This is a genomic window from uncultured Tenacibaculum sp. (assembly GCF_947502995.1).
Lineage (GTDB): Bacteria > Bacteroidota > Bacteroidia > Flavobacteriales > Flavobacteriaceae > Polaribacter.
The window spans coordinates 1-24,567 of record NZ_CANNBW010000008.1 but is presented as its reverse complement, the minus strand read 5'-3'; the positions used below and the strand labels follow the sequence as shown (position 1 = coordinate 24,567).

Sequence of the window (24,567 nt, the reverse complement as noted above, 5' to 3'; positions counted from 1 at the left end):
TTTTAAAACGCCTTTTTTTATTTTAATGGTAATAATTTAAATCGATAAATTATATGTTAATCCAGCAGTATAAATTTGAGAATCACCTAAGTTTCTTCCATCAATTACTCTACCGTAACCGACACTTACACCTAACGAAGGAATAATATTTTTATAAACAGTAATTCCTACTCTACTATAATCTACATTAGTTTCTGGGAAATTCCCTCTAAATGCTGGAGAAGCAATATCTACTCCTTCTTCAGAATTTAAATAATCTGCCCAAGCTTCAACATAAATAAAACTACTAGAATATCCGATTTTACCTGTAGTTACAAATGCATTTGGAACACCAAATTCTCCTCCTGGAGTTAAATCATTATCTGCATCTCCTCTGAAATTATATCCAGCTAAAATAGTAGAGAAAAAACCTACATCTGTGTTTAAATGTAAACCAGCTGTAACATCAATTCCGAATGCTCCACTACCAAGACTTAAAATTCCGTTAGGTTCATAACCTGTAGGGATTACAGCAGTAACACCTGTAATAATATTTAAATCTGCTTTATTAAAATTAAACTTGTGTGCATTTAACTTTAAAGCAATAGAAATATCCTGTAAACCTGAAATAGAGTTTTCTCCATTTATAGGATCTCCTAAACCACTTGTATTATCTGCAGAAATAAAAGGTAAGTTAACCGCTACAGATAAACGATCTGTGATTCCATATTTTGCATACAAAGAGAAAATGTTTTGGTTAATTTCTTCATGTACTGGAACTGCATCGACTTTTTCTTTTCCTAAATAGAATTCATCAAACTGGCTTCTAGAGTAAGAAGCTGTAACAGAAAGTGATCCTTTTTTTGGTGTGAAACCATCTAACATTCCTTGTGCACTTGCCATTGTTGATAAGCCTACCATCCCTAAAACTGATAGTGCTAATCGAAGGTTTTTTGTCATTATTTGAGTTTTTTAATATCGATCTTTGGTCGATAAAAAAACGTAGCATTACAATTAAATCTCTTTTTTAACATCTATTTATCATTGTTATAACATTGAGTAAATCATTATTCTCTTTGTAAACTCTAACATACAATGATTTAACTTTCTCTTTTAGTTTTAAAAAAACTTAAAAATGTATAAAAAAATATCCATAAAAACATACCAAAACCTATAGTCACATACCAAGCTCTAGGTAATTTAAAACTGTACACTGTTTTTTCTACTAAAGAAATTGGTGCTGTAACTATATCCCAAGAATTGAAACGTAAAAAACGTCCTAAATAAATTCCGAAACCAGAAAGAAAACAAACAATTGGTATAAAAACATCTGCTATTTTCAAGCTCCATTTTTTCACAATAATTTGATATACATCCTTTAATGTTAACATGGTAATCATAAGACCTGTTATTGCCGAACAAAACAGAAACAATAAATCAAACCATCCTAGTGGATTATTTCTACTTGTGTCTAAATGAATAAAATCAGTGATAATATATGGTGCATTAGGTAAGAAAAATAACCAAATTACAAATAGTACTATTTGTTTCACTTTTGATTTATTTTCAATATCTCTTTTAACCGCATATTCTGTGATAAAAAACGGGATTAATGCCAAAAAGATATTCCAAAGCATAAATGTAAAAAGCAAACTTTGTGTGATTTGCACTCTCAGTAAAACTAAAAAAGTACACATTATCACTAGCATTAAAACGCCATTTTGCTGTCTTGTTAAATATTTTGTAATCATATTTTGCTTTTTTATGGTAGAAGGAAAAATCGAATTCCTCCCCAGCGATTCATATAATTTTTGTGGTAGTTTAATAATTCACTAGAATCAGGAAAGTCTTTACTATTTACATATAAATTATAAGCTTTTTCACTTTCAAACTCTAGTAATTCTTCTGAATCTAAATCTAATATGAAAAATTCATGACTATTTGTAGCAAATGAATTATCGTATTTTCCAAAAAGTTTTCCTTCTTTCACAAGAAATTTTTCCATTTCTAACTGACCATTTTTAGTATCTACATAACCTGAATCTTGCCAATTTACATTCTCTACTACTTTCCAATGACCTATAGGAATTCTGGGGCCATCTCCTAAGCCGTGATTTCCCCAATATGTGAAAGAATATACGAACAATAAAACATATGCAATCAGGTAATATCCTACTATTTTAAGCGTACCTATCTTTATTTTAGGTTTATTTTTATTGAACCTTTTTTGAAGTTGCACAAAAACAAATACGTAAAAAACTGATAGTAATCCAATTTTAAACAATTGGAAAACAAAATGAATTAGTACTTCCATTAATTTTTCCTTTTTAACTTCTTTTCCTTAAAATATTTTTCTCTTTTCACTTCAATAAAGTAAACTGTAATTATTCCTAACGTATACGCTATTAAATCTCCAAAAGAAAAAGTACTTCCTATTACTATTCGCATTAGTTTGTTATTCTGAACACCTAAAATTTCAACTATTTTGAAATACTGTAATATTTCAACTAAAAATGAAAAACATAAAACTCCAATAGCTATTTTTTTAGGTTCAGTGTTTATAAATGATTTTACAAAATAGTAGAGTAAAATCACGACTAGGAAATCTCCAAACGTGTGTCTTATAAACCCTGATGTTTTTGCTATCGCTAATTCTACTAAAAAGAGAATTATACAGGTTATAAAACTTTTACTATCGAAACGAAATTTATTCTTATCCATTTTGCCAATCTATTTTTCTTGAAGTGTACATTACAGAAGCTAAAATTACAAATAACCCTACACTACCTACTAATAAAGCATAGTTTTCTAATTGAATAATTACAAAGATAAAAGTGTAAAGTATTGTTAACGACGATCCTATAAAAAGAGGAAAATTTAGCACTTTTAAAATTGATTTTGAATATAAAGAAATTAATAAAATTACTGCTGTAGATGCTATTAAATACGCACTTAAAAAATTACTATGTTCTGATATTGAAATTAATAAAGTATAAAACATAACTAAGGCAATACCAATCATTAAATATTGAAACGGATGAATTAAAATTTTACTCATTGTTTGTATTAAAAAGAATACTAAAAAAGTAAGTCCGATTACTAAAAATCCATATTTAGTTGTGCGTTCACTTTTCTGATATTGATCAACAGGAATCATAAAATTTACGCCAAAAGCATACTCTTTTAAATTTAAAATTCCACTAAATGATTGTTGAGGAAATGGTCTATTAATATCTAAAACTTTCCATTTAGCATCAAAACCATCATCTTTAATTTTATCAGGATTATAAGGTAAATACTCTCCAAGGAAATTGGCTGTTTTCCAATTCGACTTGATATTTACACTAGTTTCTTTTCCTATAGGAATAAAACGAATTTGTTTGCTTCCGTTTACATTCATTTTTAAACTAAAACTCACATCTGAGCTCACTGGTAAATCTGCTTTTTTGATAGATTTACTTTCTAATTTATGTAAACCAACATAACTGTAATCGTTTGCTGAATGTTCATAAACTTTTCCTCTAGATACACTTCTTTTACCATCATATTTAGATTCGAAAGCATAGGTATTTTTATGAAGATTAATTTCAACCAAACTACTTACTCCTTTAAAGTTTGATGTCTCAATAATCAAACGAGATTTTTCCCATAAAATATCCTCTTCTTTAATATCAACTTCACTGAAATCAGGTTTTGTAAAACTTCCTTTTAAATTGATTTCACTTTCATAAACTGCAGTTTCATAAATTCCTCTCTTCTTTTGCTGAGGATTTACTGTCGTTTGAATATCTAGTTTTTTAGGAAAAAAGTATCCGTAGTTGATATGCGTAATTGTTTCCTCTTGATGTGATTTAGTCTCTGGATTATAAATCTTCTTTACACTATATGTTTTATATGGAATTTTTAATATTGGTCCGTATAACAACACTTCTCCACCCCACTTTTGATTGATCTCTCCTATAACTTCTTTCTGTCTGTACTTACGTTCTCTAATTAAATCTTTCACGTATGATAATGGGATTAAAAGAACCAATATTAATACACCGATCATTAACATTCTTGCTGAAATTGATTCTTTTACCCACTTTCCTACTCGACTTGCTTGATTTTCTACTTTTTCCATTTTATCTCTATTTTAATTTTAATACTGTGTTTTCTCTTTTAAAAACTACCCTTCTATTTTTCATAGTTGGGTAGTTTATTAGCAATTTCCCCGTCGGCGATTTATTTAAAGTACTTTGAAATTCAAAGTTTAAATTCAAAAAAATTTTACTCTCCTTTGAGTAATCTTTCTAAAGCTTCTACATGCTTCTTAAATTCTTCCTTTCCTAATTTGGTTGCATAATATTTTGTATTAGGTTTTCTACCTATAAATTGTTTTTCAACTCTTATAAATCCTACTTTTTCTAATGCTTTAGAGTGGCTTGCTAAGTTTCCATCTGTAGCACCTAAAAGTTCTTTAAGCGTTTTAAAATCTGCATACTCATTTACCACCAAAATCGACATAATTCCTAGTCGTATTCGGTGATCGAAAGCTTTATTGATATTATTTAATAAATTCTTCAAAAAATGCAGTTTTACTATTCTTGTTTTCTTTCGTATTTAAAATACATTAAAAAGCCATATACAATATGCATTACTCCGAAACCTAAAACCCAAAACCAAAATCCGTATCCTGGATAAATAGCACATAAAAGCCCTAAAATAGTTTGTGTATATCCCAAGTATTTTACATATCCTAAAGTATATTTAGAAGCATTAATTAAAGCTAAGCCGTAAAATAACAACATTAAAGCTCCCGTTTGCCCATAGCGTTGTTGGGTTAAAATGATGAGCGTATAAATTCCTCCTGCTGTTAACGGAATAAGAAAATTTGATAATAATCTTTTTGTGGTCGCATCCCAAATACGTTCTCCATTCTTTTTAGCTTTCAGTGTTGTTAAGTAAATAGCCGTTGCAATACTAAAAAACAATACTAAAAACATATCTAACAAGACTAACTTAAAAACTTTACCGTCTAAAATTAAATATCCTCTATAACTTGTGGTTACTAACCAATACGCGTAAGCTGCCCCAATTAGTGCATAAGTTCCTGCTAAAATTCCAGATAAGCCACTTAACGAAATAAATCGTGAAGATTTATTCATCAATTTCTTGATTTCTGTTATGTCTTTTAAATATTCTTCTGAATTCATATTAAAGTACTTTGAAACACAAAGTAAAAATAAAAAAAACACTTACACAAAAAAAAGTTACTTTTAATTTATGAAACCTGCTGAAGCCTACATACTAAATCAAGAAGAACCGTATAGAGCTATCTTACTTCATTTACAGTTAATTATTGAACAAAATTTCCCTGAGGTTAACTTAGAATTTAAATGGAAAATTCCTTTTTATTACTTAGAAGGAAATCCTTTCTGTTATTTAAATCCATCTAAAAAAAAGAAATATGTTGATGTTGGTTTTTATGCTACACATGAATTCGATAAGTACAATGAATTACTAATTTCTGAAGGTAGAAAAAAAGTAAAATCGCTACGTTTCTCTTCTGTTGATGAAATTAACAGTGAAATTTTAGTTTCAGTTTTAGTTGAAGCAAACGAAAAAAAGGAAAAAGGTTTTTGGAAGAAAAATTAATCGACTTTTACCAAATACTCCATTACTAATTCATTATCTAAAAAAATTAACAATCGACTGTCTTCTTTAGGTTTTTGTAAATGAAACTCAGAGAAATTTGTACGCTCATACGTAGCAGGCGATTTAGCAAACCTATCTCCACCAAAAGCATATAATAGAGAATTGGTATTCTTAATACCTTTAATTTTAAGTTTTATTGGACCGTTTTTATCTAACTTAATAATCCCTCCTTTTGGTTCAACTACAGCAATATCATGTTTGAAAAAAGCATTTTTAATAATCGGATCATAACAAAAATCTGCTAAATTTTTCTGGTTTAAAAAACGACGCCACTTATAATCTGATGGAAAATGTGTTCTTCTTAACATTTCTCTTTTCGCATTAAAAAAATCTTCATTAAAATCTCTCATCCAAACGTTATTGAAAACCTGTCCTGTTCCGTAAGTAGCATCAATCATCATCCATTTTCCATTCACATTAACAGCATTCCAAACATGATTTTTAGCTTTAGGTATTGCTCCTACTTTATAACCAGAAGGTTTTGTAAATCCATAAACCAATTCATTTTTAATTCCCATTAGATCACATGCTCTTTTAAAAATTAAAGCAAAACCTTCACAAATTGCTAATCTTTCTTCAAATGATTTAAGCATTTTCCTTTCCTTCTTATATTTTATAATTTCATTTAAATGATCTTCAGTATAATACACTAAAAACTCTGGAGATTCTAATAAAGTCGATGGATTATACTTATACGTCATGTTGTAAGTCAACCAAATAAAAATAGCTCTAACTTTCTCTTCATCTGTTTTAAAATCATAATCTATCCTTTCTGCCAAAGACATTACAGATTTCACATTTTTATAAGCAGATCGTGTAACATTATCTACAATTGTAAAATCTTGAGCAAAAATTAAAGAAGGGAATAACAATAATAGTAGTATATACTTTTTCATTTTAAATAGCTTTAGAACGGTAAATTAATCATTTAACTAATAATTTGCAACTTTTATCAAAAACATCGCAAAAAATAGAAACTCATCTAATTTTTAAAACATTCAATACAAATACTTAAAAAAATTAAGAAAAAGATATAACATTTTCTATTTTTATTCTTCCTATTAAAATAGTACAACCTTAAATATCAAATACAATGAAAAAACTAAAAACTTTATCTATTGCGTTAGCGCTTTTGTTCTCTGCAGGTAGTTACGCACAAACAGCTGACGAAATTATTAATAATTATCTTGAGAATATTGGTGGAAAAGAAAAACTTTCCCAGTTAAAAGGAATTAAAGCTATTGGAAACATGAAGATACAAGGTATGGAAATTCCATTTGAACAACTTATGACTAAAGATGGAAAACAATTAGTTTCTATTGAGTTACAAGGAAATAAAATGGTGTGGTCAGCTTTTGATGGTAAAATATCTTGGGAAAGAAATCAAATGACAATGGAAGCTGAAAAAAGTGATAATGAAACTACTCAAAACTTAAAAAATGAATTAGAAGAATTTCCAGATCCATTTTTAAACTATAAAGAAAAAGGCTATAAAGTAGAATTAATTGGAAAGGAAACAATTGACGGAACAGAAACTTTTAAAATTAAATTAACTAAAAAACCTCTACTAGTAAACGGAGAATCGCAACCAAATATTAAACATTATTACTTTGATATAGAAAATTTTGTTCCAATTGTTACAGAATCTACAATAAATCAAGGACCTATGAAAGGACAAACAATAAAATCTACACTTAGTGATTATCAAGAAGTTGACGGAATTTATTTTCCTTTTAGTAGTGGTAGTCAATTTCAAACTATGGAACTTAAAGAGATTAAGTTAAATCCAGAAGTTGATGCTGCGTCTTTTGCGTTACCAGCTAAAAAATAATTTCTCTTACTAACCAACTTTAAATATAAATCCAGTATTGTTTTCAGTACTGGATACTCTACATATTATGAACAAGATATTTAAATTCATAGTTTGTGGTTCTCTTGTTGTATCTACAAGTATTACTGCACAAGATATAGTTCTAAAAGGGAAAGAACTTTTCGGAAATTTAAAAGCAAGACATATTGGACCGGCTTTAATGAGTGGTCGAATTATCGACTTAGAAAATCACCCTACAAATCCTAAAATTATCTATACCGGAACCGCTGGTGGTGGTGTTTGGAAATCTGAAAATGCTGGAGCAACTTTTACTCCTATTTTCGATGAATATGCACAATCTATTGGTGCAGTTACTTTAGATCCAAGCGATCCTGACAATACTGTTTGGGTAGGAACTGGAGAAATTTGGACTAGAAATAGTGTTTCTTTAGGTGACGGACTTTATAAATCTAAAGACGGTGGTGCTAACTGGAAAAAAATTGGATTTGAAAAATCTGAAAGAATCAGTAGCATTAAAATCAATCCAAATAATTCTAATGAAGTATATGTTGCTGTACTTGGAGCATTATGGAGTGATAGTGATGAACGAGGAATCTACAAAACATTAGACGGAGGTAAAACATGGGAAAAAATTCTTTATGTTGATGAAAAAACTGGTGCTAGTGATTTAATTATGGATCCTAAAAATCCTAATATTTTGTATGCTTCTATGTGGGAATTTAGAAGGACAGGCTGGGGATTCAATTCTGGAGGTCCAGGTAGTGCTTTATACAAATCTACTGATGCTGGAAAAACTTGGAATAAAATTCATAATGGTTTTCCTGAAGGAGATTTAGGGCGTTTCGCAATTGCAATTGCGCCTTCACAACCAAATACTGTGTTTGCTGTAGTAGAAAGCAAAAAGGATAAAGGTTTGTATCGTTCTGATGATGCTGGAAAAAACTGGAAACTTTTAAATAGTGATTTCGGTTTAGTTGTTCGTCCTTTTTACTTTTCACGTTTAGTTGTACACCCTACAAATCCAGATATTTTAGTAAAAGGTGGATTAAATGGTTCTATTTCTAGAGATGGAGGTAAAACATTTAAAAATCTAGGTCAAATGCATTCTGATATTCATGATATTGTGTTTGATATCAAAAATCCTGATGCAATGTTCGTAGGAACAGATGGTGGTGTATACAGAAGCTGGGATGGTGGAGCTACTTTAGATATGGTAGATAATCTTCCGCTTTCTCAATTTTATCAAATTAGTGTCGATAATGAAGAGCCGTATAACATTTATGGAGGATTACAAGATAATGGTTCTTGGTACGGACCTTCTTCTTCTCCTGGTGGTGTTGAAGCTAGAGATTGGAAACGTGTTGGTGTTGGAGACGGATTTAGAGTATTAAAACATCCTACTAAGAATATTATTTATTCTGAAATGCAAGGTGCGCAACAAGTTTGGAGATATGATGTTGATAAAAACTATAACAGAAATATTCAACCATTACCAATTAAAGGTGAAGCTGATTTACGTTTTAACTGGAATGCTCCAATGGCAGTAAGTGCTCATCAACCAGATCGTTTTTACATGGGAAGTCAATTTTTACATGTTAGTGAAGATATGGGAGATAATTGGACTAAAATTTCTCCAGATTTAACTACAAACGATCCTAAGAAACAAGATAAAGAATCAGGTGGTATTTCTGTTGATAAATCTGGTGCAGAAACACATACAACTATTTTTACCATTGCTGAATCTCCTTTAGATGAAAAAGTAATTTGGGTAGGTACCGATGATGGAAATGTTCAAATTACAAAAGACGGTGGTAAAACTTGGGAAAACACAGTAGCAAATATTTCTGGATTACCTAAAAACACTTGGGTGTATCATATAGAAGCGAGTTCTCATGATAAAGGAACTGCCTATGCTGTCTTTGACGGACATACTTCTGGTGACATGAATACGTATGTATACAAAACAACTGATTTTGGTAAATCTTGGAAATCTATCGCTACTAAAGATATTGTTGGATTCGCAAGAAACATTCAAGAAGATTATGTAAACAAAGATTTGTTATTCTTAGGTACTGAATTCGGTCTGTTCATTACTATTGATGGTGGTAAAAACTGGTCTCGTTTTACAAACAATATGCCTGCTACTGCTGTACATTTTATTGATCTTCAAAAGCAAACAAACGATTTAGTTTTAGGAACACATGGTCGTGGAGTTATTATTATTGATGATATTTCTCCTTTACGTGAAGTAAATCAGCAAATGTTAGCTAAAAATGTACATTTCTTCAATTCAAAACCTGCTGTTATTAAAGAACAAGGTGGTTTTGGCGGTGGAAGTACAGAATTGCAATTTGTTGGTAATAACCCGAGTACTACTGCTAAAATCATTTACTACTTGAAAAAACGTCATACATTCGGAAAAATGACGTTAACTATCAAAGATCAGAATGATAAAGAGTTAATTACTCTCGTACCTGGTAAATCAAAAGGTATAAATGTTGTAAACTGGGGATTCAGACAGAAAAACCCAAAAGTTGCTGCTGGTAAAAACTTTACTTTCGGTGGTTTTACAGCACCTCGTGTACCTGCAGGAAGGTATAAAGTTGTACTTAAAAAAGGTAGAAAAGAGTATGTAAATACTATTGAAGTAAAGAACGATCCTAAATCTTTAATTTCTAATGAGGATAGAATCGCACAACGTAAAACTACGCTAGAATTATATGACGACATGGAAGATTTAGCGTATTTAGTATATCAGATTGATACACATATTAAAGATGCTAATGCAGCAATTAAAGCTGATCCTAAATTAAAGAAAACTGCAACTAAAGTGATTAATTTACTACAACCATTAAAGGAAAGTTTAGTAGTTACAACTGGAGATAGTTATGTTGGTGAAGCTGAACCAGAATTAAGAGAAAAACTTTCAGACTTATATGCTGAAGTTGCTAATCAGTTTGAAAAACCTTCATTATCTCAACTTGAGAATAAAGAGGTATTAGAAACTCGATTACAAAAGGCCAAAAAAGATTTTGAAAAAATCAAGAATAAAGAGATTTCAAAATTCGAAAAGCGTAAACTGAAAGTTGATAAAAAGCAAATTAAACTACTTAGCAAAGAAGATTTTATTGCAAAGAAATAATAATAAAAATCCCCTTGATTTCGTCAAGGGGATTTTTTTATTGTATTAAAAATTCTGCTGCAACATCTTTTCCGAGTAAGAAAAATATTTTATCTGCATTCACAGAAGGTTTTGTTCTTAAAATATAATATCCTTCCTTTTTTATTGGTGTAGGAATGAAAGGAGAACCTTCCCCCATCCATAAAAAATATCGTTGATTAATCGTATTCAATTTAATTTGTACTCTACCTTTTTTATCTCTTTTTAAAATACCTTCAGGTTCAACTAAATCCATTCCTGAATTTAAAAACTTATTACTCAAAATAGGTTGATTATAAAAATCTTCTTTTGTCATCCTTCCTACTCGCAATCTCCAAATACTTTCTTCTGGCAAATGTGTTTTGAAATACTTTTCTTTAGGAATATTGTAATAATACGGATTGAATTTTCTAATCCATCTTCCATTAAACTCTGCTCCTGCTCCCCAAGTTGCATCTATGTAAACCCAATTCTTATTAATTTTAACTGCATTCCAAGCATGGTTTGCACTTCTTTGAGGCTTTCCTATATCGTGAAATGAATTTCTCACATACCCTGGCACAACCTCATTTTCGATATTTAAAAGTGTACAAACTTGAGCAAATGTTCTAGCAAAACCTTCACAAACAGCTTTACGAGAAGTCAATGTTTTTTTCACTATTCTTTCATTAATAGCTTTAATTTTCTGCAGTTTTTCTTCTTCTGTTCGATATCTAAATGAAGTTCTAGTTTGCCTGTTCGGATTATAAAACTCTTGCAAATCGTAACGAATATTTTTTGTTAACCAAGCATACAAAGCTTTCGTTTTATATTCATCTGTTTTAAAATCCCTCTTAATATTTTTTGCTAATTTTTCAGCTGTCATTAAACCCGAATATGTATCGGTTATTTTTTTTATTTCTGAAAAATCTTGGGCTTTAGCAACTAAAATTGAAAAAAAAATAATTGTAAATAATCTCATCATAAACTTCACTTATCAATAACTATACCTTTAAAAAGAAAACTTCATTAAAAGTACAAAGAAAAAACAGTACCTTCTCCTAAATTACTTTTCACTTGTATTCGTCCTTTATGTAATAACATAATTTGTTTACATAAACTTAAGCCAATTCCACTACCTGTTTCCTTACTAGTAAAAAATGGTACAAAGATGTTTTCTTGTATATCTTCAGAAATTCCAATTCCGTTGTCGTAAACTTTAATAATTATACTTCTATTTACAGTTTCAACAGCTTCTACTCGAATATGTGCATCTTTTTTTTCTTTACAAGCATCGACAGCATTCAATAATAAATTGATTAATACTTGTTCGATTAAATGAACATCGATCTGTAATGATAAACGTTCATTTGTATTGATAAAATCAACCTGTATTCCTTTAGCTTCGATAGAAGGTTGCATTAGTAATTGGATATTCGTAAACAACTCTGTAACTCTTATTTTTTGCTTATTTAGATTGGTTACTTTATTAAGACTACGATAAGTTTTTGCGAACTTTAATAAGCCTTCGCTCCTATTTTTTATGGTTTTAATTCCAGCGTTTAAATCTATCAATTCTATAGCTTCTTCTTTTTCTTTCAGAATTAAATCTTCAAGATTTCTCTCTAGAGTATTTGCTAAAGATGCTATCGGTGTAATAGAATTCATGATTTCATGTGTCATTACACTCAGTAATTTTTTCCAAGATTCCGACTCATTTTTATTTAATGTATCATCTATATTTTGAATTACTAAAAGTTTAAATGTGTCTTCTTCAACTTCAAAAATTGTATCAGAAACTAATGTCTTTATTTTTTCATTTTTAGAAGTTATAAGTACTGAATCTCCTTCTCTGTGAAAAGTCTCAAAAATTGTAGTGAATAACTCTGGTTTTCTTCGTTCTATAAAACTGATATTTTTAAATGAAGGAACATCTAAAATCTTAAGAAAAGAATCGTTACTCCACAATACATTACCGGTTTCTAAATCATAAGCAATAATACCAATATCTACCATTTCTAATATCTTTTGAAGATATACATATTGTGCATGGTTTTGTGCATTAATTTCCTTAATCGTTTGATGAACTTGATTAAAACCTTTATATAAAAAACGAATATCTTTAGCAGTAACATCTTCAGAAAAACCTCTAGAAAAGTCACGATATTTAACCGCATTAAAAAAGTCTTCAATAACTAAAAAACGACGTTTTATAAAAGTATACGTGTTATATATAATAACGAATAATCCTATAACTAAAACAATCGCGTAAGTAAACTCATTTCTATATGAGAAATATACTAGCATTAGAATTAAACTTACCATAAGTATAACTCTAATGAATATTTTTATAATGAAACTTTTATAATTCATATTTAGCCAATCGTCTGTACAAAGCTGCTCTAGTAATTCCTAATTCTTTTGCTGATTTTGAAATATTACCTTGGTGTTTTTCTAAAACTTTAAGAATTGCTTTCTTTTCTACTTCTTCTAAATTCAAGCTTTCATTTTCACTAGTTTTTGTCGCTACAGATCGCTCTATAGAAGAAAATACCAAATCATCAGGTTTTAAAACAGATCCATCTGCCATAATTACTGCACGTTCTAAAACATACTGTAATTCTCTTACATTACCAGGAAAGTCGTGACTCTTGAGCTTGCTAATAAAAGCTGGATCGAAAGTAAAAGTACTTTTGTTATACTTTTCTGAATAATGTGCTACAAAATGCCTAGATAACATTGTTATATCTGTACCTCTTCTTCTTAATGGAGGAACTATAATATCAACTGTATTAATTCTATAAATTAAATCTTTTCTAAACTTACTTTCATCTGCTAGCTGAACAGGTGTTACATTAGTTGCACAAATCAATCGAATATCTATTGGAATTTCCTTATTAGAACCTAAAGGAGTAATACACCTATTTTGTAAAACAGTTAATAATCGTACTTGTTGACCTAAAGAAATATTTCCAATTTCATCTAAAAATAAGGTTCCTCCATTTGCTGCTTCGAACCGTCCAATTCTATCTTCATTTGCTCCTGTAAAGGCTCCTTTTTTATATCCGAATAATTCACTTTCAAAAAGCGTTGTAGTTAATGCTCCAACATCAACTTTCACAAATGGCTTATCTTTTCTATTAGAATTATCATGAAGTGCTCTTGCAATTAAATCCTTTCCTGTTCCATTCTCTCCAAGAATTAAAACATTTGCATCTGTCGGTGCTACTTTTTTTAATTTAGTAAAAACATCTTGCATGACTTCGCTTTCACCAATAATAGCATTAGTATTTGTTTGTAAAGGAAGAACTTTTTTCACCTTTTTCTTATCTACAATTGTAGCAATTGCATCAAGTAATTTTTCATTCTTCCAAGGTTTCATTAAAAAATCAGATGCTCCTTCCTTTAAACCTCGTATAGCTAAATCAATATCAGCATAAGCTGTCATTAAAATAACTGCTGTTTCTGGTTGATATTCTTTTATTTTTCGTAACCAAAAAATTCCTTCATTTCCAGTATTTACCAAACCATTAAAATTCATATCTAGAATTACAATGTCATAACTAGTTTTTTCTATTTGTGAAATTATATTACTCGGATTTTTTTCAGTCACTATTGTTTTCACCAAAGGTTTAAGTAGCAAACGTATTGCAGTAAGTACATCTGCATCATCATCTATAACTAAAACTGTAGCTTTTTTTAATACCATTACCACAATATTACAATTTTATACTAAGGTTTTAAAAATTAGAAAAACAAAAAAACTTGATTTATAAAAGTGTACACTTTTGAACATTTAGTGTATCAAAAACGAACACTTAAAAGAAAATAAAAAAACTTAAACCACTGATATACAGGTGGTTTTATTTTTGGCATCATATTGACTATGAAACAAATAACGAAAAAGTTATTACAATGGACATTCAACTTCAAAAGAAAAAATTCTCAAATCAACATATCGCTATTGTAGCTAGTGTGATTATGTTTCTTGCATTACTATTATACATTTTTAAACAGTCATCTGGAACTACTAAATTAAATGTAAAAAAGGAACGTATAGCTGTGAGTACTGTAATTAATGATGTTTTCCAAGAAAATATTCCTGTTAACGGAATTGTATTACCTATCACAACTATTTATTTAGATGCTTTAGAAGGTGGTAATGTTGTTGAAAAATTTGTTGAAGATGGAGTTAAACTAAAAAAAGGACAACCTATTTTGAAACTTTCTAATACTGATTTAGAATTAAACCTGATTAATCAAGAAACTTCTGTATACAATTTATTAACGCAAATGCAAATTTCTCAAAATGCTGCTCGTCAAAATACCATCAATAGAAAAAATAGATATACTGATGTAGAAAGTAGTCATATTGAAGCTACTCGAGAATATAATTTGAATAAGAAACTATATGAAAAAGGAGTAATTTCTCGTCAAGACTTTGAATCTTCTGAAAATAATTACAACTATCAAAAAGAACGATTAAAATTAGCAAAACAAGTTTTATCTGAGGATTCTATTGCTTCAAGTTTAGAAATCAATAAAGCCAAAAGTTCCTACAGAAGAACTCAAAATGCTTTAAAACTGATGCGTAAAAAAGTAGGTGATTTAATTGTTCGTGCTCCTATTGATGGACAACTTACTTCTTTTGATACAGAAATCGGACAATCAATTAATAAAGGAACTCGTTTGGGCCAAGTTGATGTTACTTCAGATTATAAAGTTAGAATTGCTATGGATGAGCATTATATTTCTAGAATCTATCCTGGACAAAAAGGAAGTGTTATGCTTCATAATAAAACGTATACCTTAGTAATTAAAAAGGTTTTTACTCAAGTTAATAATGGGAAATTTCAAGTAGATATGAAATTTGAAAAGGAAGTTCCTAAAGGAATTCGAAGAGGACAAAACCTACAAATAAAAGTAGCTTTAAGTGCAGAAAAACAAGCTTTACTTGTTCCTAAAGGAAGTTTTTATCAGCAAACTAATGGAAACTGGATTTTTAAAGTTAGCGAAGATGGAAAAAGGGCTTACAAAATAGCCACACAATTAGGTAGTCAAAACACCAGGTTTTACGAAATCTTAAACGGTTTAACTTCAGGTGATAAAGTAATCACCTCTAGTTATGAAGCTTATAAAGACATAGAAGAATTGATTTTACAATAAAAAAATATTAAATAGAAAGTATTATGATACAGATTACTGACTTACAAAAATTTTACAAAACCGAAGAAGTACAAACTATTGCTTTAAACAAATTATCTTTTGAAGTTAAAGAGGGTGAGTTTGTAGCTATAATGGGACCTTCAGGGTGTGGAAAATCTACTTTACTTAACATTCTTGGTTTATTAGATGATTCAGATAGTGGAAGCTTTAAGTTTAATGGAATAGAAGTTTCTGATTACAACGAACGTAAACGTGCTAACCTAAGAAAACATAATATTGGTTTTGTTTTTCAGAGTTTTAATTTAATTGATGAACTTACTGTTTTTGAAAATGTAGAATTGCCTTTAATCTACACTGGAGTAAAAGCTAAAGAGCGTAAAAAAAGAGTTGAAGAAGTTTTAGAAAAAATGCAAATCATGCATCGTAGAAATCATCTTCCTCAGCAATTATCTGGTGGACAACAACAGCGTGTAGCAGTGGCTAGAGCCGTTGTAAATAATCCGAAATTAATTTTAGCAGATGAACCTACTGGTAACTTAGATAGTAGTAATGGTAATGAAGTTATGGATTTACTTATTGATTTAAATGAATCTGGAACTACAGTAGTTATGGTAACGCATAGCGAACATGATGCTAAATATAGTCATCGAATTATTCGAATGTTAGACGGACAAAAAGTTACTGAAAACATTTTAGCTTAATTATTAACCTTTAAAAACAAAGCCTTACGTTATGCTTAAAAATTATTTCAAAATAGCATGGAGAAATATTATGAAAAACAAAGTGTTTTCATTTATAAATGTTATTGGACTTACCATAGGTTTAAGCGCCTCTTTTATTATAGGCTTAATGATTTATTATGATTTTACTTTTGACAATTTTCATAAAGACAGTGATCGAATTTATAGAGTCGTTTCTAACTTTAGCGGTCCAAACGGAAAGTTTTTTAATTCTGGAGTTACTCTAGCTTTAGAAGATGCAATTAAAGAGAATTCTAACTTTGAAGTTATTAACGGATTTACAATTGAACGCCCTTCTATTGTAGAAAACAAGGAAGAAAATATTATTAAAAAATGGCCAAATCATGTCATTTTCACCACACCTGAATACTTCGATATTTTTAACTATAATTTTATAGCAGGGAATAAAAATGATGCTTTGGACAATCCTAATCAGGTAATTTTAACCAATACAAGAGCCAAAGAATATTTTCCAAAGCTAAATCCATCTCAAATAATTGGAAAAACTTTAGTTTACAATGATTCTTTACAAATAAAAGTTAGTGGAATTGTAGAAAACTTAAAAGGTAGAACCGACTTTATCTTCCAAGAATTTATATCAAGACCAACAGTTTTAAATACTCGTTTAAGAGATGATTTTATAAACAAAAACTGGAATTCAACAAACTCTAGTTCTCAATTATATTTAAAAGTTCATTCTGGCACAAACCTAGAACAGATACGAAAAGAATTAAATGATTTAGCAGAAAAACATTTAGATGAATTTTCTCGTAAATACAATCAATCTAAAGAGTTTGTATTACAACCATTAAACGATATCCATTTTAACGATAGCTATGGAATTTATGACTGGGAAAGAAGTCAACCAAGCAAACCTTTATTAAGAAACTTAGGATTAGTTGCTATTTTCTTACTATTGTTAGGCTGTATTAATTTCATTAACCTCAACACTGCTCAAGCTACACAACGTTCAAAGGAAATTGGTATTCGAAAAGCTTTAGGAAGTTCAAGAAAACAGTTAATCATACAATTTATGGGAGAAACATTCTTACTGGTCTTTTTATCAGGCACACTCTCTTTATTGTTATCGAAATGGTTAATTCATGTCTTTTCAGACTTTGTTCAAGATGGATTAACATTCTCTTTATTTGGAACTCCTATAATTATCATTTCAATTATTCTACTTTTACTAATTGTTACTTTTTTGTCTGGATTTTATCCTGCTTTAGTGATGTCTAAATTTAATGTAATTGCTGTATTGAAAAACAACTTAGGATCGGGAGAAAAAAAGGCTTTATTGAGAAAATTCTTAACAATATTTCAATTTACAATTGCTCAAATTTTTATTATAGCTACATTATTAGTTGGAAAACAAATCAATTTTCTATTGAGTAAAGACGTAGGATTTAAAACTAAAGCTGTTGCTTCTATTTATAATCCAAGAGGAGAACAAGAATTAGCGAAAAAAGAACTGTACTTACAAAAGCTAAAAGCCATTCCGCAGATTAAAAAATTAAGCATTGGTGGTGTACCTCCAGCATCTAATAGTTATAACACTTCTACTGCAACATATACTGATGGAAATGAAAAAGTACAGTCTGACATTCAATTTATTTTTGGCGACACAAATTATGGTGAATTATTTGAACTGAAATTATTGGCAGGTAAAATGTTTAGAAATGACACTGTAAGAGAATTAGTTATTAATGAAACAGCTAGAAAAACATTCGGATTTAAAACACCGGAAGATGCTATTGGAAAATCCTTAGATTTTGGAGGCTCAAAAACTCCTATTGTTGGTGTTATGTCTGATTTCAATCAGCAATCACTTCGATTCAATATTTCACCCTTAGCTTTTACTGGAGATTGGTACAGACCTAAGTATAGTAGATTTATGGCTGTACATGTTGCTTTTCATGATTTATCTGATGATGATTTCAAAAAAACTTTAAATAAAATTAAAAATATTTACGGTGAAGTGTATAGTGAAACGGAAGATTACCGTATCGAATTCATGGATGAAACAATTGCTAAGTTTTACAATAAAGAAAATAAGATTTCTAAACTATTAAGTTGGGCTACTGGACTTTCTATTTTAATTAGTTGTTTAGGTTTATGGGGACTTGTAATTTATACTACCAATAGACGTGTTAAAGAAATTGGAATGCGAAAAGTTTTAGGAGCATCTGTACTACAAATCAACACGCTTTTGTGTAAAGAATTCTTAATACTGGTTAGTATAGCATTTGTATTGGCCTCTCCTATAGCTTGGTACGGGATTCATAAATGGCTTCAAGATTTTTCTTACAGAACAGATATTGGATTTGTAACTTTTCTAGTGAGTGGATTTACTATGATTGTATTCGCTCTAATTGTAATTAGTATAAAAACTATTCAAGCAGCAAGTTCTAATCCTGTAAACTCATTACGATCTGAATAAATCTCATATAATTTTATAAATCAACAATCACCTGTTTTTTCAATTACAGGTGATTGTTTGTCTATCGACAATTTACTATCTCAAATTCTCCTTTAAATTCTTTTGATGTAAAACAGATAATTTACTTTCTTTTACACTTGGTACTACAGAAGCTAATACAAGTAAATTTTTTTTATCTTTTTTTGTTGTTATTAGCATCAACAAATCCACTTCTTTCCCATTAGTGAAACTATCAAAAAAAGTAATATTAGCTTTATAATTGTTAAGATCAATCTTTGTTACAATTGCTTTTATTTTTTCATAATTAATAGCAAATTTACCGTTACTATTTACCGCTTTACACAATCCTTTATAATACTTCATTAGCATATCTTGAATTTCTTCTTTAGTAATAGTAATTTTATCTTCTATTTTCATTCCGAAGTAATATGTAAAGTACTGTTCACTTTCAGCTTTAAACATTCCTGGAGAAAATCGTAATTCTTCATAGCCTTTCCATGTAATATCTTTAGCAAAATCTAAAGGAAAAGAAATTCTTTCAAATTTCCATTCACTCGGATAACGCATAATTTCAGCATTTTCTTTTTGAGCATAAACACCAAGGAAAAGGAAATTTAAAACGATGAGTATTACAATATTTTTTATTTTCATTCTGTTTTAAATTATGGATGCAAAAATATTCTTTAATTTAGAAAGCAAAAATGAATCTTAATAAGCTATGAAAAAAAATCTTCTTTTAATTGTCGCATCTGTACTGATAATATTTCTTTTAATGCGAATGAATCCGAAGGGAAAACAATACACTAATCAAATTGAAGCCTTAATTTCATTACCTAAAGAAAATTTAATTAATAAAGATGGAAAAACAATTAAATCTCGTATAAAACCACCTAAAGGTTATGAGCGAAATACTATAAAAAACAACTCTTTTCAATATTACTTAAGAAACTATAAATTAAAGAAACACGGTACTGAAATCATTAATTACGATGGTTCTAAATATTTTGCTCAAGATTGGCACGATGCTATTTTGCAAGTTCCAGTTCCCAAAAATGGTTTGCAACAATGTGCTGATGCTTTAATGAGAATTAGGTCTGAGTATTTATGGGATCAAAATAGGAAAGATGAAATAGGTTTTAAATTTACTTCTGGTCATTATTGTTCTTGGAAACAATACGCTACTGGTTATAGACCAAAAATCAAAGGTAACAAGGTTAGTTTTCATAAAACAGCGAAGCCAGATTATTCTAAAACCAACTTTTACAAATATTTAAATTTAATTTATACCTATGCAGGAACTGCTTCTTTGCATAATGAACTTAAAAAAGTAAAAATTAAAGACATTAGAATTGGAGATATGTTGGTAAAACCTGGATTTCCTGGACATATCGAAATTATTGTAGATGAAGTAAGTAACGAAAAAGGCGAAAAGCTTTTTTTATTAGCCCAAGGAAACACACCTGCGCAGAGTGTTTGTTTACTTAAAAACTTTGAAGACACAGATATCTCTCCTTGGTATAATTTTTCTTCAAACGCACCAGTTTATACTCCAAGTTATTATTTTGAAAAACCGGTTTTTGTTCGATTTAAATAAAATTAAAAAGTATTTACAAGCTTTTTAATTGCTACTAAATTAGAAAGTAATTGTTCTAAATAATCTAAATGTAACATATTAGCTCCATCAGATTTTGCATTAGCAGGATCAAAATGTGTTTCAATAAATAAACCATCAACATTATTTACAACTCCTGCTCTAGCAATAGTTTCAATCATATCTGGTCTACCTCCTGTAACTCCAGAACTTTGATTTGGTTGTTGTAATGAGTGAGTTACATCTAATACAGTTGGAGCAAATTTTTTCATCGTAGGAATTCCTCTAAAATCTACTAATAAATCTTGGTATCCAAACATTGTTCCTCTTTCTGTAATCCAAGCTTTTTCACTTCCAGAATCTTTTACTTTTTTTACAGCGTGTTCCATAGCTTCAGGACTCATAAATTGTCCTTTCTTTAAGTTTACTACTTTACCTGTTTTTGCTGCAGCGACCACTAAATCTGTTTGACGAACTAAAAATGCAGGAATTTGTAATACATCTACATATTCTGCTGCTTTTTCAGCATCAGAAATTTCATGAATATCTGTAACTGTTGGCACATCAAAAGTTTCAGAAACTTTTCTTAAAATTTTTAAAGCTTTATCATCACCTATACCAGTAAAACTATCAATTCTACTTCTATTCGCTTTTTTAAAACTTCCCTTAAAGACGTAAGGAATTTCTAATCGATCTGTTATAGCAACAATTTTCTCTGCTATTTTTAAAGCCATATCTTCTCCTTCTATTGCACAAGGACCTGCCAGTAAAAAGAAATTATTAGAATTAGTATGCTTTATTTTAGGTATAAGATTTAAATCCATCATCAAAATTTTGACAAATTTAAGGAATAATATTAGCTATCTTTAGCTTTTAATTTATTTACTTATGAAATCTATTCTTTTAAAATTACCTCTTATATTTTCTTTATCTATTTTGGTTAGTTGTGCCATTAATTTAAAAAGTGCTAATGGTGCAGATGGAACTAAAAGAGAGGATGCTACTAATGGTAAAACTGGAAAAAATGGAATCGATGGTAACGATGTGGCTTTAAAGAATTTTTCTAAGACTAAAACAGAAAATAAGCAACAGGTTGCAACTCCAAATATTGATACTACTTTAGTAAGAAATCATTTATACACTTTAGCTTCTGATGAAATGGAAGGAAGAGCTACTGGAACTCCAGGGATTGAGAAAGCTGCTCAGTATATAGAAAATGAATACAAAAAAATTGGTCTAAAAACATTTCAAAATTTAAAAACATACCGACAAAACTTCGAAGATAAAGGCATTAAAATGTTTAACGTAATTGGTCTCTTAGAAGGAAAAAGCAAAAAAGACGAGATTGTAATTGTTTCTGCCCACTACGATCATTTAGGTACCAAAAAAAGTGGTGATGGTGATCGCATATATAATGGTGCTAATGACGATGCTTCTGGTGTAGTTGGTGTTTTAACTTTAGCTAAGTATTTTGCAGAACAAAATAACAATGAGAGAAGTATTTTATTTGTATGTTTTACTGCTGAAGAAATGGGATTAATTGGTTCTACATATTTTGGAAAACAAATTGACCCTAGTAAATTCGTTGCAGGTATTAATCTTGAACTCATAGGAAAAGAACCAAAAACCGGACCTAAAACAGCTTGGTTAACAGGATTTGAAAGATCTAACTTCGGTAAAATTATTCAGAAAAACTTAGAAGGTACTGGTTACAAACTTTATCCAGATCCTTATAAAAAGTATCGTCTATTCTTCAGATCAGATAATGCTTCTTTAGCTCGTTTAGGTGTTCCTTCTCATACCTTTTGTACAACTCCTATCGATTTAGATAGAGATTACCATAAAGTTTCTGATGAAGCCAAAACATTAAATGTATCAATTTTAACAGAGACGATTAAAGCTGTTTTTGTAGGAACCACATCTATAATTAATGGAAAAGATACTCCTACTAGAATAAAACTCGAAGAATAAAATACCATATTCTTAAATAAAACTCAAAAAAAAGCACATCTAACAACATTGATGTGTTTTTTTTATTGAATATTCTTTTTTTATGTAAAAATCCGTAAACCTCAACAACAACAATAGCTAAAAGCATTCTTTTTAAATACAATTTTATCAAATACAACAAAAAAACCTCCTTAAAATAAATATTTGATAAAATTTTTGTGATTTTTTTAATATATTCGTGTCAACAAATTAAAAAACCCTTCAAAGAATGAAAAAACTATTACTTACCCTAGCGGTAGCTGGGGCTATAGTTTCGTGCTCTAAAAATGACGAAACTATAGATCAGCCAATCCCAGAGCAACAAACAGAACTTCTTTCTAAAAGTAAAATCAACACCATTATTCAAGAATCTTTAGAAACAAAAGGAGATTTTGATTGGATGGACACTAATGCACAAACGATCTGGAGTGCAGTTAAGCATGGTAACAACTTATTAACCATTGGATATGGTAGTGATCCTGGACAATTTCAGAGAAACGCTGCTTCTACAAATATTAAAGATAAACTTATCAATTTAGTAAGATCTATTGAAAGCAAAGACAACTCTACTGCTTCTAGAGCTACTGATGATTTATATGTTGATGATAATATTAATGTAATAGATATTAAAGTTGAAAATATTGCAACGATAGAAGCTTTATTAGCAGATCAAACTGTTCGCTATTTAGAACCTGCTTCTTACACTTTACAAGAAGATAACGGATTAGGCGCTAGATCTGGAGAAGGTTTTGGATGTGGTTTTAGATCACAAAACATTGCTTCTTCTGATTTTAGAACTGTATCTCCTGCAGCAAGAGTACCTTGGAATTTTGATATTCACAACATTCCTGCAGCTTGGAATTATAGTACTGGTAGAGGTATAACAGTTGCTGTTATTGATTCTGGTTTATCGCCTGAACAAAGATTCATGAATCAAAACTTTAACACAGGACAATCTTCTGGTAGAAGTGTTCAAAAATTTGGAACATATGTAGATTCAATTTGGCCTTGGTCTAATAACTATGATGGTGTTAATGATAAATGTGGACACGGAACTAGTATGGCTTCTGTAGCTACAGCTCCTAGAAATGGTAACAATTTACCTGTTGGTGTTGCATACAACGCGAACTTAGTTAGTTATAGAGCTGTACAAAATGTATTGATAGATGATTATCATGAAAAAAGAGGTGTTGCTGAAGCATTAACTGCCTTAGGTAATAGAAGCGATGTGAAAATTATTTCTATGTCAATTGGTTCTCCTTTCAGTATTTCAAGAGTAAAAGATGCTGTTAAATATGCTTATAACAGAGGAAAAATGATTATTGCTGCTGGTGGAACTTCTACTTCTTTTACAACATGGTTTGGTGTAATTTTCCCAGCAAGTATGAATGAAACAGTAGCTGTTACTGGTTTAAAAGAAGGAAGATACACAAGATGTGGTAATTGTCATTCTGGTTCTAAAATTGATTTCACTATAGAAATGGAAAGAAACTCTGGAAATTTTGTTCCAGTATTAAGTTCTTACAATAATGCTGCTAATTATGTTGGTGGTTCATCTGTAGCAACTGCAACTACCGCTGGTATTGCTGCTTTAGTATGGGCTAAAAATCCAACATGGACAAGAGCTCAAGTTCTTGATAAAATGAGAAGAGCTGGAGAATTTTATCCTAACAGAAACTCTAGTTTCGGATATGGAAATATTGATGCTTTAAAAGCTGTACAATAGAAAACGAATTTTTATACTTTCTTTATTAATAATTATAAAGGCCTTGCTGATTCAGCAGGGCTTTTATTTTTTACATGTCCCGTCCTGAAATAAGTTTACACAATTTAGACTTATTTTATGAATAACAATGAATCCAAGAAAAAGCGAACTCAACGAGATTACAACTTAGGCTTTAAATTAGCTGTAGTTTCTCAAGTAGAAAAAGGCGAATTAACTTACAAACAAGCTCAGAAGAAGTATGGTATCCAAGGTAGGAGTACTGTTTTGGT

At 29.8% G+C, this 24,567-nt stretch carries 22 protein-coding genes and 1 pseudogene; 10 read left to right on the top strand and 13 right to left on the bottom strand.

The window, feature by feature from the left end; translation table 11 throughout:
- Positions 1–36: 36 nt before the first annotated feature.
- The 7 genes from Q1A46_RS07850 to Q1A46_RS07820 form a co-directional block, all read right to left on the bottom strand.
- A complete protein-coding gene (locus Q1A46_RS07850; RefSeq protein ID WP_299676342.1) occupies positions 37–939 on the bottom strand; it encodes a transporter in 903 nt (300 codons plus the stop codon).
- Positions 940–1,079: 140 nt separating this feature from the next.
- A complete protein-coding gene (locus Q1A46_RS07845) occupies positions 1,080–1,730 on the bottom strand; it encodes a DUF1361 domain-containing protein (RefSeq protein ID WP_299676339.1) in 651 nt (216 codons plus the stop codon).
- 11 nt (positions 1,731–1,741) lie between these two features.
- Complete coding sequence (locus Q1A46_RS07840) at positions 1,742–2,293, bottom strand: hypothetical protein (RefSeq protein ID WP_299676336.1); 552 nt, start codon at positions 2,291–2,293, stop codon at positions 1,742–1,744.
- A complete protein-coding gene (locus Q1A46_RS07835) occupies positions 2,293–2,700 on the bottom strand; it encodes a DUF2809 domain-containing protein (protein WP_299676333.1) in 408 nt (135 codons plus the stop codon). Before Q1A46_RS07835 ends, Q1A46_RS07840 begins: the two co-directional genes overlap by 1 nt.
- The gene (gene creD, locus Q1A46_RS07830; protein WP_299676330.1) at positions 2,693–4,102 is read right to left on the bottom strand and encodes a cell envelope integrity protein CreD; all 1,410 of its coding nucleotides are present in this window, start codon (positions 4,100–4,102) and stop codon (positions 2,693–2,695) included. The genes Q1A46_RS07835 and creD overlap by 8 nt, the downstream gene beginning before the upstream one ends.
- A gap of 146 nt (positions 4,103–4,248) precedes the next feature.
- Positions 4,249–4,545 carry a transcriptional regulator gene (locus Q1A46_RS07825; protein WP_095073434.1) on the bottom strand — a complete coding sequence of 99 codons (297 nt, stop codon included), beginning with the start codon at positions 4,543–4,545 and terminating at the stop codon, positions 4,249–4,251.
- A gap of 14 nt (positions 4,546–4,559) precedes the next feature.
- A complete protein-coding gene (locus tag Q1A46_RS07820; RefSeq protein ID WP_299676318.1) occupies positions 4,560–5,174 on the bottom strand; it encodes a hypothetical protein in 615 nt (204 codons plus the stop codon).
- A 70-nt stretch (positions 5,175–5,244) separates the two neighbouring features.
- On the opposite strand from Q1A46_RS07820, the gene Q1A46_RS07815 reads away from it, so the two are divergent.
- Positions 5,245–5,616: a DUF1801 domain-containing protein gene (locus tag Q1A46_RS07815; protein ID WP_299676315.1), complete on the top strand. Its 372-nt coding sequence runs from the start codon at positions 5,245–5,247 to the stop codon at positions 5,614–5,616.
- On the opposite strand, the gene Q1A46_RS07810 is transcribed toward Q1A46_RS07815, so the two are convergent.
- Entirely contained in the window at positions 5,613–6,572 is a 960-nt protein-coding gene (locus Q1A46_RS07810; RefSeq protein WP_299676312.1) for a transglutaminase domain-containing protein, read from the bottom strand. The genes Q1A46_RS07815 and Q1A46_RS07810 overlap by 4 nt on opposite strands.
- Positions 6,573–6,769: 197 nt before the next feature.
- Between Q1A46_RS07810 and Q1A46_RS07805 the strand changes: the two genes are divergently transcribed.
- Positions 6,770–7,507, top strand: coding sequence for an outer membrane lipoprotein-sorting protein (locus Q1A46_RS07805; protein WP_299676309.1), 738 nt, complete (start codon positions 6,770–6,772; stop codon positions 7,505–7,507).
- A 67-nt stretch (positions 7,508–7,574) separates the two neighbouring features.
- Positions 7,575–10,649: a hypothetical protein gene (locus Q1A46_RS07800; protein WP_299676307.1), complete on the top strand. Its 3,075-nt coding sequence runs from the start codon at positions 7,575–7,577 to the stop codon at positions 10,647–10,649.
- Positions 10,650–10,686: 37 nt separating this feature from the next.
- On the opposite strand, the gene Q1A46_RS07795 is transcribed toward Q1A46_RS07800, so the two are convergent.
- Genes Q1A46_RS07795 through Q1A46_RS07785 form a run of 3 tightly spaced genes read right to left on the bottom strand, consistent with a single transcriptional unit; the run spans position 10,687 to position 14,355 of the window.
- On the bottom strand, positions 10,687–11,631 hold the full coding sequence (locus Q1A46_RS07795; protein WP_299676304.1) for a transglutaminase domain-containing protein: 945 nt from the start codon (positions 11,629–11,631) through the stop codon (positions 10,687–10,689).
- A 44-nt stretch (positions 11,632–11,675) separates the two neighbouring features.
- A complete protein-coding gene (locus Q1A46_RS07790; protein ID WP_299676301.1) occupies positions 11,676–12,953 on the bottom strand; it encodes a PAS domain-containing sensor histidine kinase in 1,278 nt (425 codons plus the stop codon).
- A 55-nt stretch (positions 12,954–13,008) separates the two neighbouring features.
- Positions 13,009–14,355, bottom strand: coding sequence for a sigma-54 dependent transcriptional regulator (locus Q1A46_RS07785; protein WP_299676298.1), 1,347 nt, complete (start codon positions 14,353–14,355; stop codon positions 13,009–13,011).
- 206 nt (positions 14,356–14,561) lie between these two features.
- Here Q1A46_RS07785 and Q1A46_RS07780 point away from each other — a divergent pair, with 206 nt between their 5' ends.
- Genes Q1A46_RS07780 through Q1A46_RS07770 form a run of 3 tightly spaced genes read left to right on the top strand, consistent with a single transcriptional unit; the run spans position 14,562 to position 18,992 of the window.
- Entirely contained in the window at positions 14,562–15,812 is a 1,251-nt protein-coding gene (locus tag Q1A46_RS07780; protein ID WP_299676296.1) for an efflux RND transporter periplasmic adaptor subunit, read from the top strand.
- A gap of 23 nt (positions 15,813–15,835) precedes the next feature.
- Positions 15,836–16,513, top strand: coding sequence for an ABC transporter ATP-binding protein (locus Q1A46_RS07775; protein WP_299676293.1), 678 nt, complete (start codon positions 15,836–15,838; stop codon positions 16,511–16,513).
- A 31-nt stretch (positions 16,514–16,544) separates the two neighbouring features.
- The gene (locus Q1A46_RS07770; RefSeq protein WP_299676290.1) at positions 16,545–18,992 is read left to right on the top strand and encodes an ABC transporter permease; all 2,448 of its coding nucleotides are present in this window, start codon (positions 16,545–16,547) and stop codon (positions 18,990–18,992) included.
- Between the two features lie 75 nt (positions 18,993–19,067).
- Here the strand turns inward: Q1A46_RS07770 and Q1A46_RS07765 are convergent, their stop codons facing one another.
- The gene (locus Q1A46_RS07765; protein ID WP_299676287.1) at positions 19,068–19,643 is read right to left on the bottom strand and encodes a hypothetical protein; all 576 of its coding nucleotides are present in this window, start codon (positions 19,641–19,643) and stop codon (positions 19,068–19,070) included.
- Between the two features lie 67 nt (positions 19,644–19,710).
- On the opposite strand from Q1A46_RS07765, the gene Q1A46_RS07760 reads away from it, so the two are divergent.
- Positions 19,711–20,586 carry a DUF4846 domain-containing protein gene (locus tag Q1A46_RS07760; RefSeq protein WP_299676284.1) on the top strand — a complete coding sequence of 292 codons (876 nt, stop codon included), beginning with the start codon at positions 19,711–19,713 and terminating at the stop codon, positions 20,584–20,586.
- A 2-nt stretch (positions 20,587–20,588) separates the two neighbouring features.
- Here the strand turns inward: Q1A46_RS07760 and kdsA are convergent, their stop codons facing one another.
- A complete protein-coding gene (gene kdsA / locus Q1A46_RS07755) occupies positions 20,589–21,407 on the bottom strand; it encodes a 3-deoxy-8-phosphooctulonate synthase (RefSeq protein ID WP_299676281.1) in 819 nt (272 codons plus the stop codon).
- 64 nt (positions 21,408–21,471) lie between these two features.
- On the opposite strand from kdsA, the gene Q1A46_RS07750 reads away from it, so the two are divergent.
- The 3 genes and pseudogenes from Q1A46_RS07750 to Q1A46_RS07740 form a co-directional block, all read left to right on the top strand.
- Positions 21,472–22,554, top strand: a complete 1,083-nt coding sequence (locus Q1A46_RS07750; protein ID WP_299676278.1) for a M28 family peptidase — start codon at positions 21,472–21,474, stop codon at positions 22,552–22,554.
- Between the two features lie 247 nt (positions 22,555–22,801).
- The gene (locus Q1A46_RS07745) at positions 22,802–24,298 is read left to right on the top strand and encodes a S8/S53 family peptidase (protein WP_299676275.1); all 1,497 of its coding nucleotides are present in this window, start codon (positions 22,802–22,804) and stop codon (positions 24,296–24,298) included.
- Positions 24,299–24,415: 117 nt separating this feature from the next.
- Positions 24,416–24,567, top strand: a pseudogene (locus tag Q1A46_RS07740) (IS3 family transposase); the annotation flags it as partial.

Excerpts from the sequence above, each read along its gene's own strand:
- Q1A46_RS07840 (WP_299676336.1), bottom strand. The coding sequence starts at position 2,293 with ATGGAAGTACTAATTCATTTTGTTTTCCAATTGTTTAAAATTGGATTA.
- Q1A46_RS07795 (WP_299676304.1), bottom strand. The coding sequence starts at position 11,631 with ATGATGAGATTATTTACAATTATTTTTTTTTCAATTTTAGTTGCTAAA.
- Q1A46_RS07820 (WP_299676318.1), bottom strand. The coding sequence starts at position 5,174 with ATGAATTCAGAAGAATATTTAAAAGACATAACAGAAATCAAGAAATTG.
- Q1A46_RS07760 (WP_299676284.1), top strand. The coding sequence starts at position 19,711 with ATGAAAAAAAATCTTCTTTTAATTGTCGCATCTGTACTGATAATATTT.
- Q1A46_RS07805 (WP_299676309.1), top strand. The coding sequence starts at position 6,770 with ATGAAAAAACTAAAAACTTTATCTATTGCGTTAGCGCTTTTGTTCTCT.
- Q1A46_RS07770 (WP_299676290.1), top strand. The coding sequence starts at position 16,545 with ATGCTTAAAAATTATTTCAAAATAGCATGGAGAAATATTATGAAAAAC.
- Q1A46_RS07850 (WP_299676342.1), bottom strand. The coding sequence starts at position 939 with ATGACAAAAAACCTTCGATTAGCACTATCAGTTTTAGGGATGGTAGGC.
- Q1A46_RS07750 (WP_299676278.1), top strand. The coding sequence starts at position 21,472 with ATGAAATCTATTCTTTTAAAATTACCTCTTATATTTTCTTTATCTATT.
- Q1A46_RS07845 (WP_299676339.1), bottom strand. The coding sequence starts at position 1,730 with ATGATTACAAAATATTTAACAAGACAGCAAAATGGCGTTTTAATGCTA.
- Q1A46_RS07835 (WP_299676333.1), bottom strand. The coding sequence starts at position 2,700 with ATGGATAAGAATAAATTTCGTTTCGATAGTAAAAGTTTTATAACCTGT.
- Q1A46_RS07790 (WP_299676301.1), bottom strand. The coding sequence starts at position 12,953 with ATGCTAGTATATTTCTCATATAGAAATGAGTTTACTTACGCGATTGTT.
- Q1A46_RS07785 (WP_299676298.1), bottom strand. The coding sequence starts at position 14,355 with ATGGTATTAAAAAAAGCTACAGTTTTAGTTATAGATGATGATGCAGAT.
- Q1A46_RS07765 (WP_299676287.1), bottom strand. The coding sequence starts at position 19,643 with ATGAAAATAAAAAATATTGTAATACTCATCGTTTTAAATTTCCTTTTC.
- Q1A46_RS07810 (WP_299676312.1), bottom strand. The coding sequence starts at position 6,572 with ATGAAAAAGTATATACTACTATTATTGTTATTCCCTTCTTTAATTTTT.
- kdsA (WP_299676281.1), bottom strand. The coding sequence starts at position 21,407 with ATGGATTTAAATCTTATACCTAAAATAAAGCATACTAATTCTAATAAT.
- Q1A46_RS07775 (WP_299676293.1), top strand. The coding sequence starts at position 15,836 with ATGATACAGATTACTGACTTACAAAAATTTTACAAAACCGAAGAAGTA.
- Q1A46_RS07745 (WP_299676275.1), top strand. The coding sequence starts at position 22,802 with ATGAAAAAACTATTACTTACCCTAGCGGTAGCTGGGGCTATAGTTTCG.
- Q1A46_RS07780 (WP_299676296.1), top strand. The coding sequence starts at position 14,562 with ATGGACATTCAACTTCAAAAGAAAAAATTCTCAAATCAACATATCGCT.
- Q1A46_RS07800 (WP_299676307.1), top strand. The coding sequence starts at position 7,575 with ATGAACAAGATATTTAAATTCATAGTTTGTGGTTCTCTTGTTGTATCT.
- Q1A46_RS07815 (WP_299676315.1), top strand. The coding sequence starts at position 5,245 with ATGAAACCTGCTGAAGCCTACATACTAAATCAAGAAGAACCGTATAGA.
- creD (WP_299676330.1), bottom strand. The coding sequence starts at position 4,102 with ATGGAAAAAGTAGAAAATCAAGCAAGTCGAGTAGGAAAGTGGGTAAAA.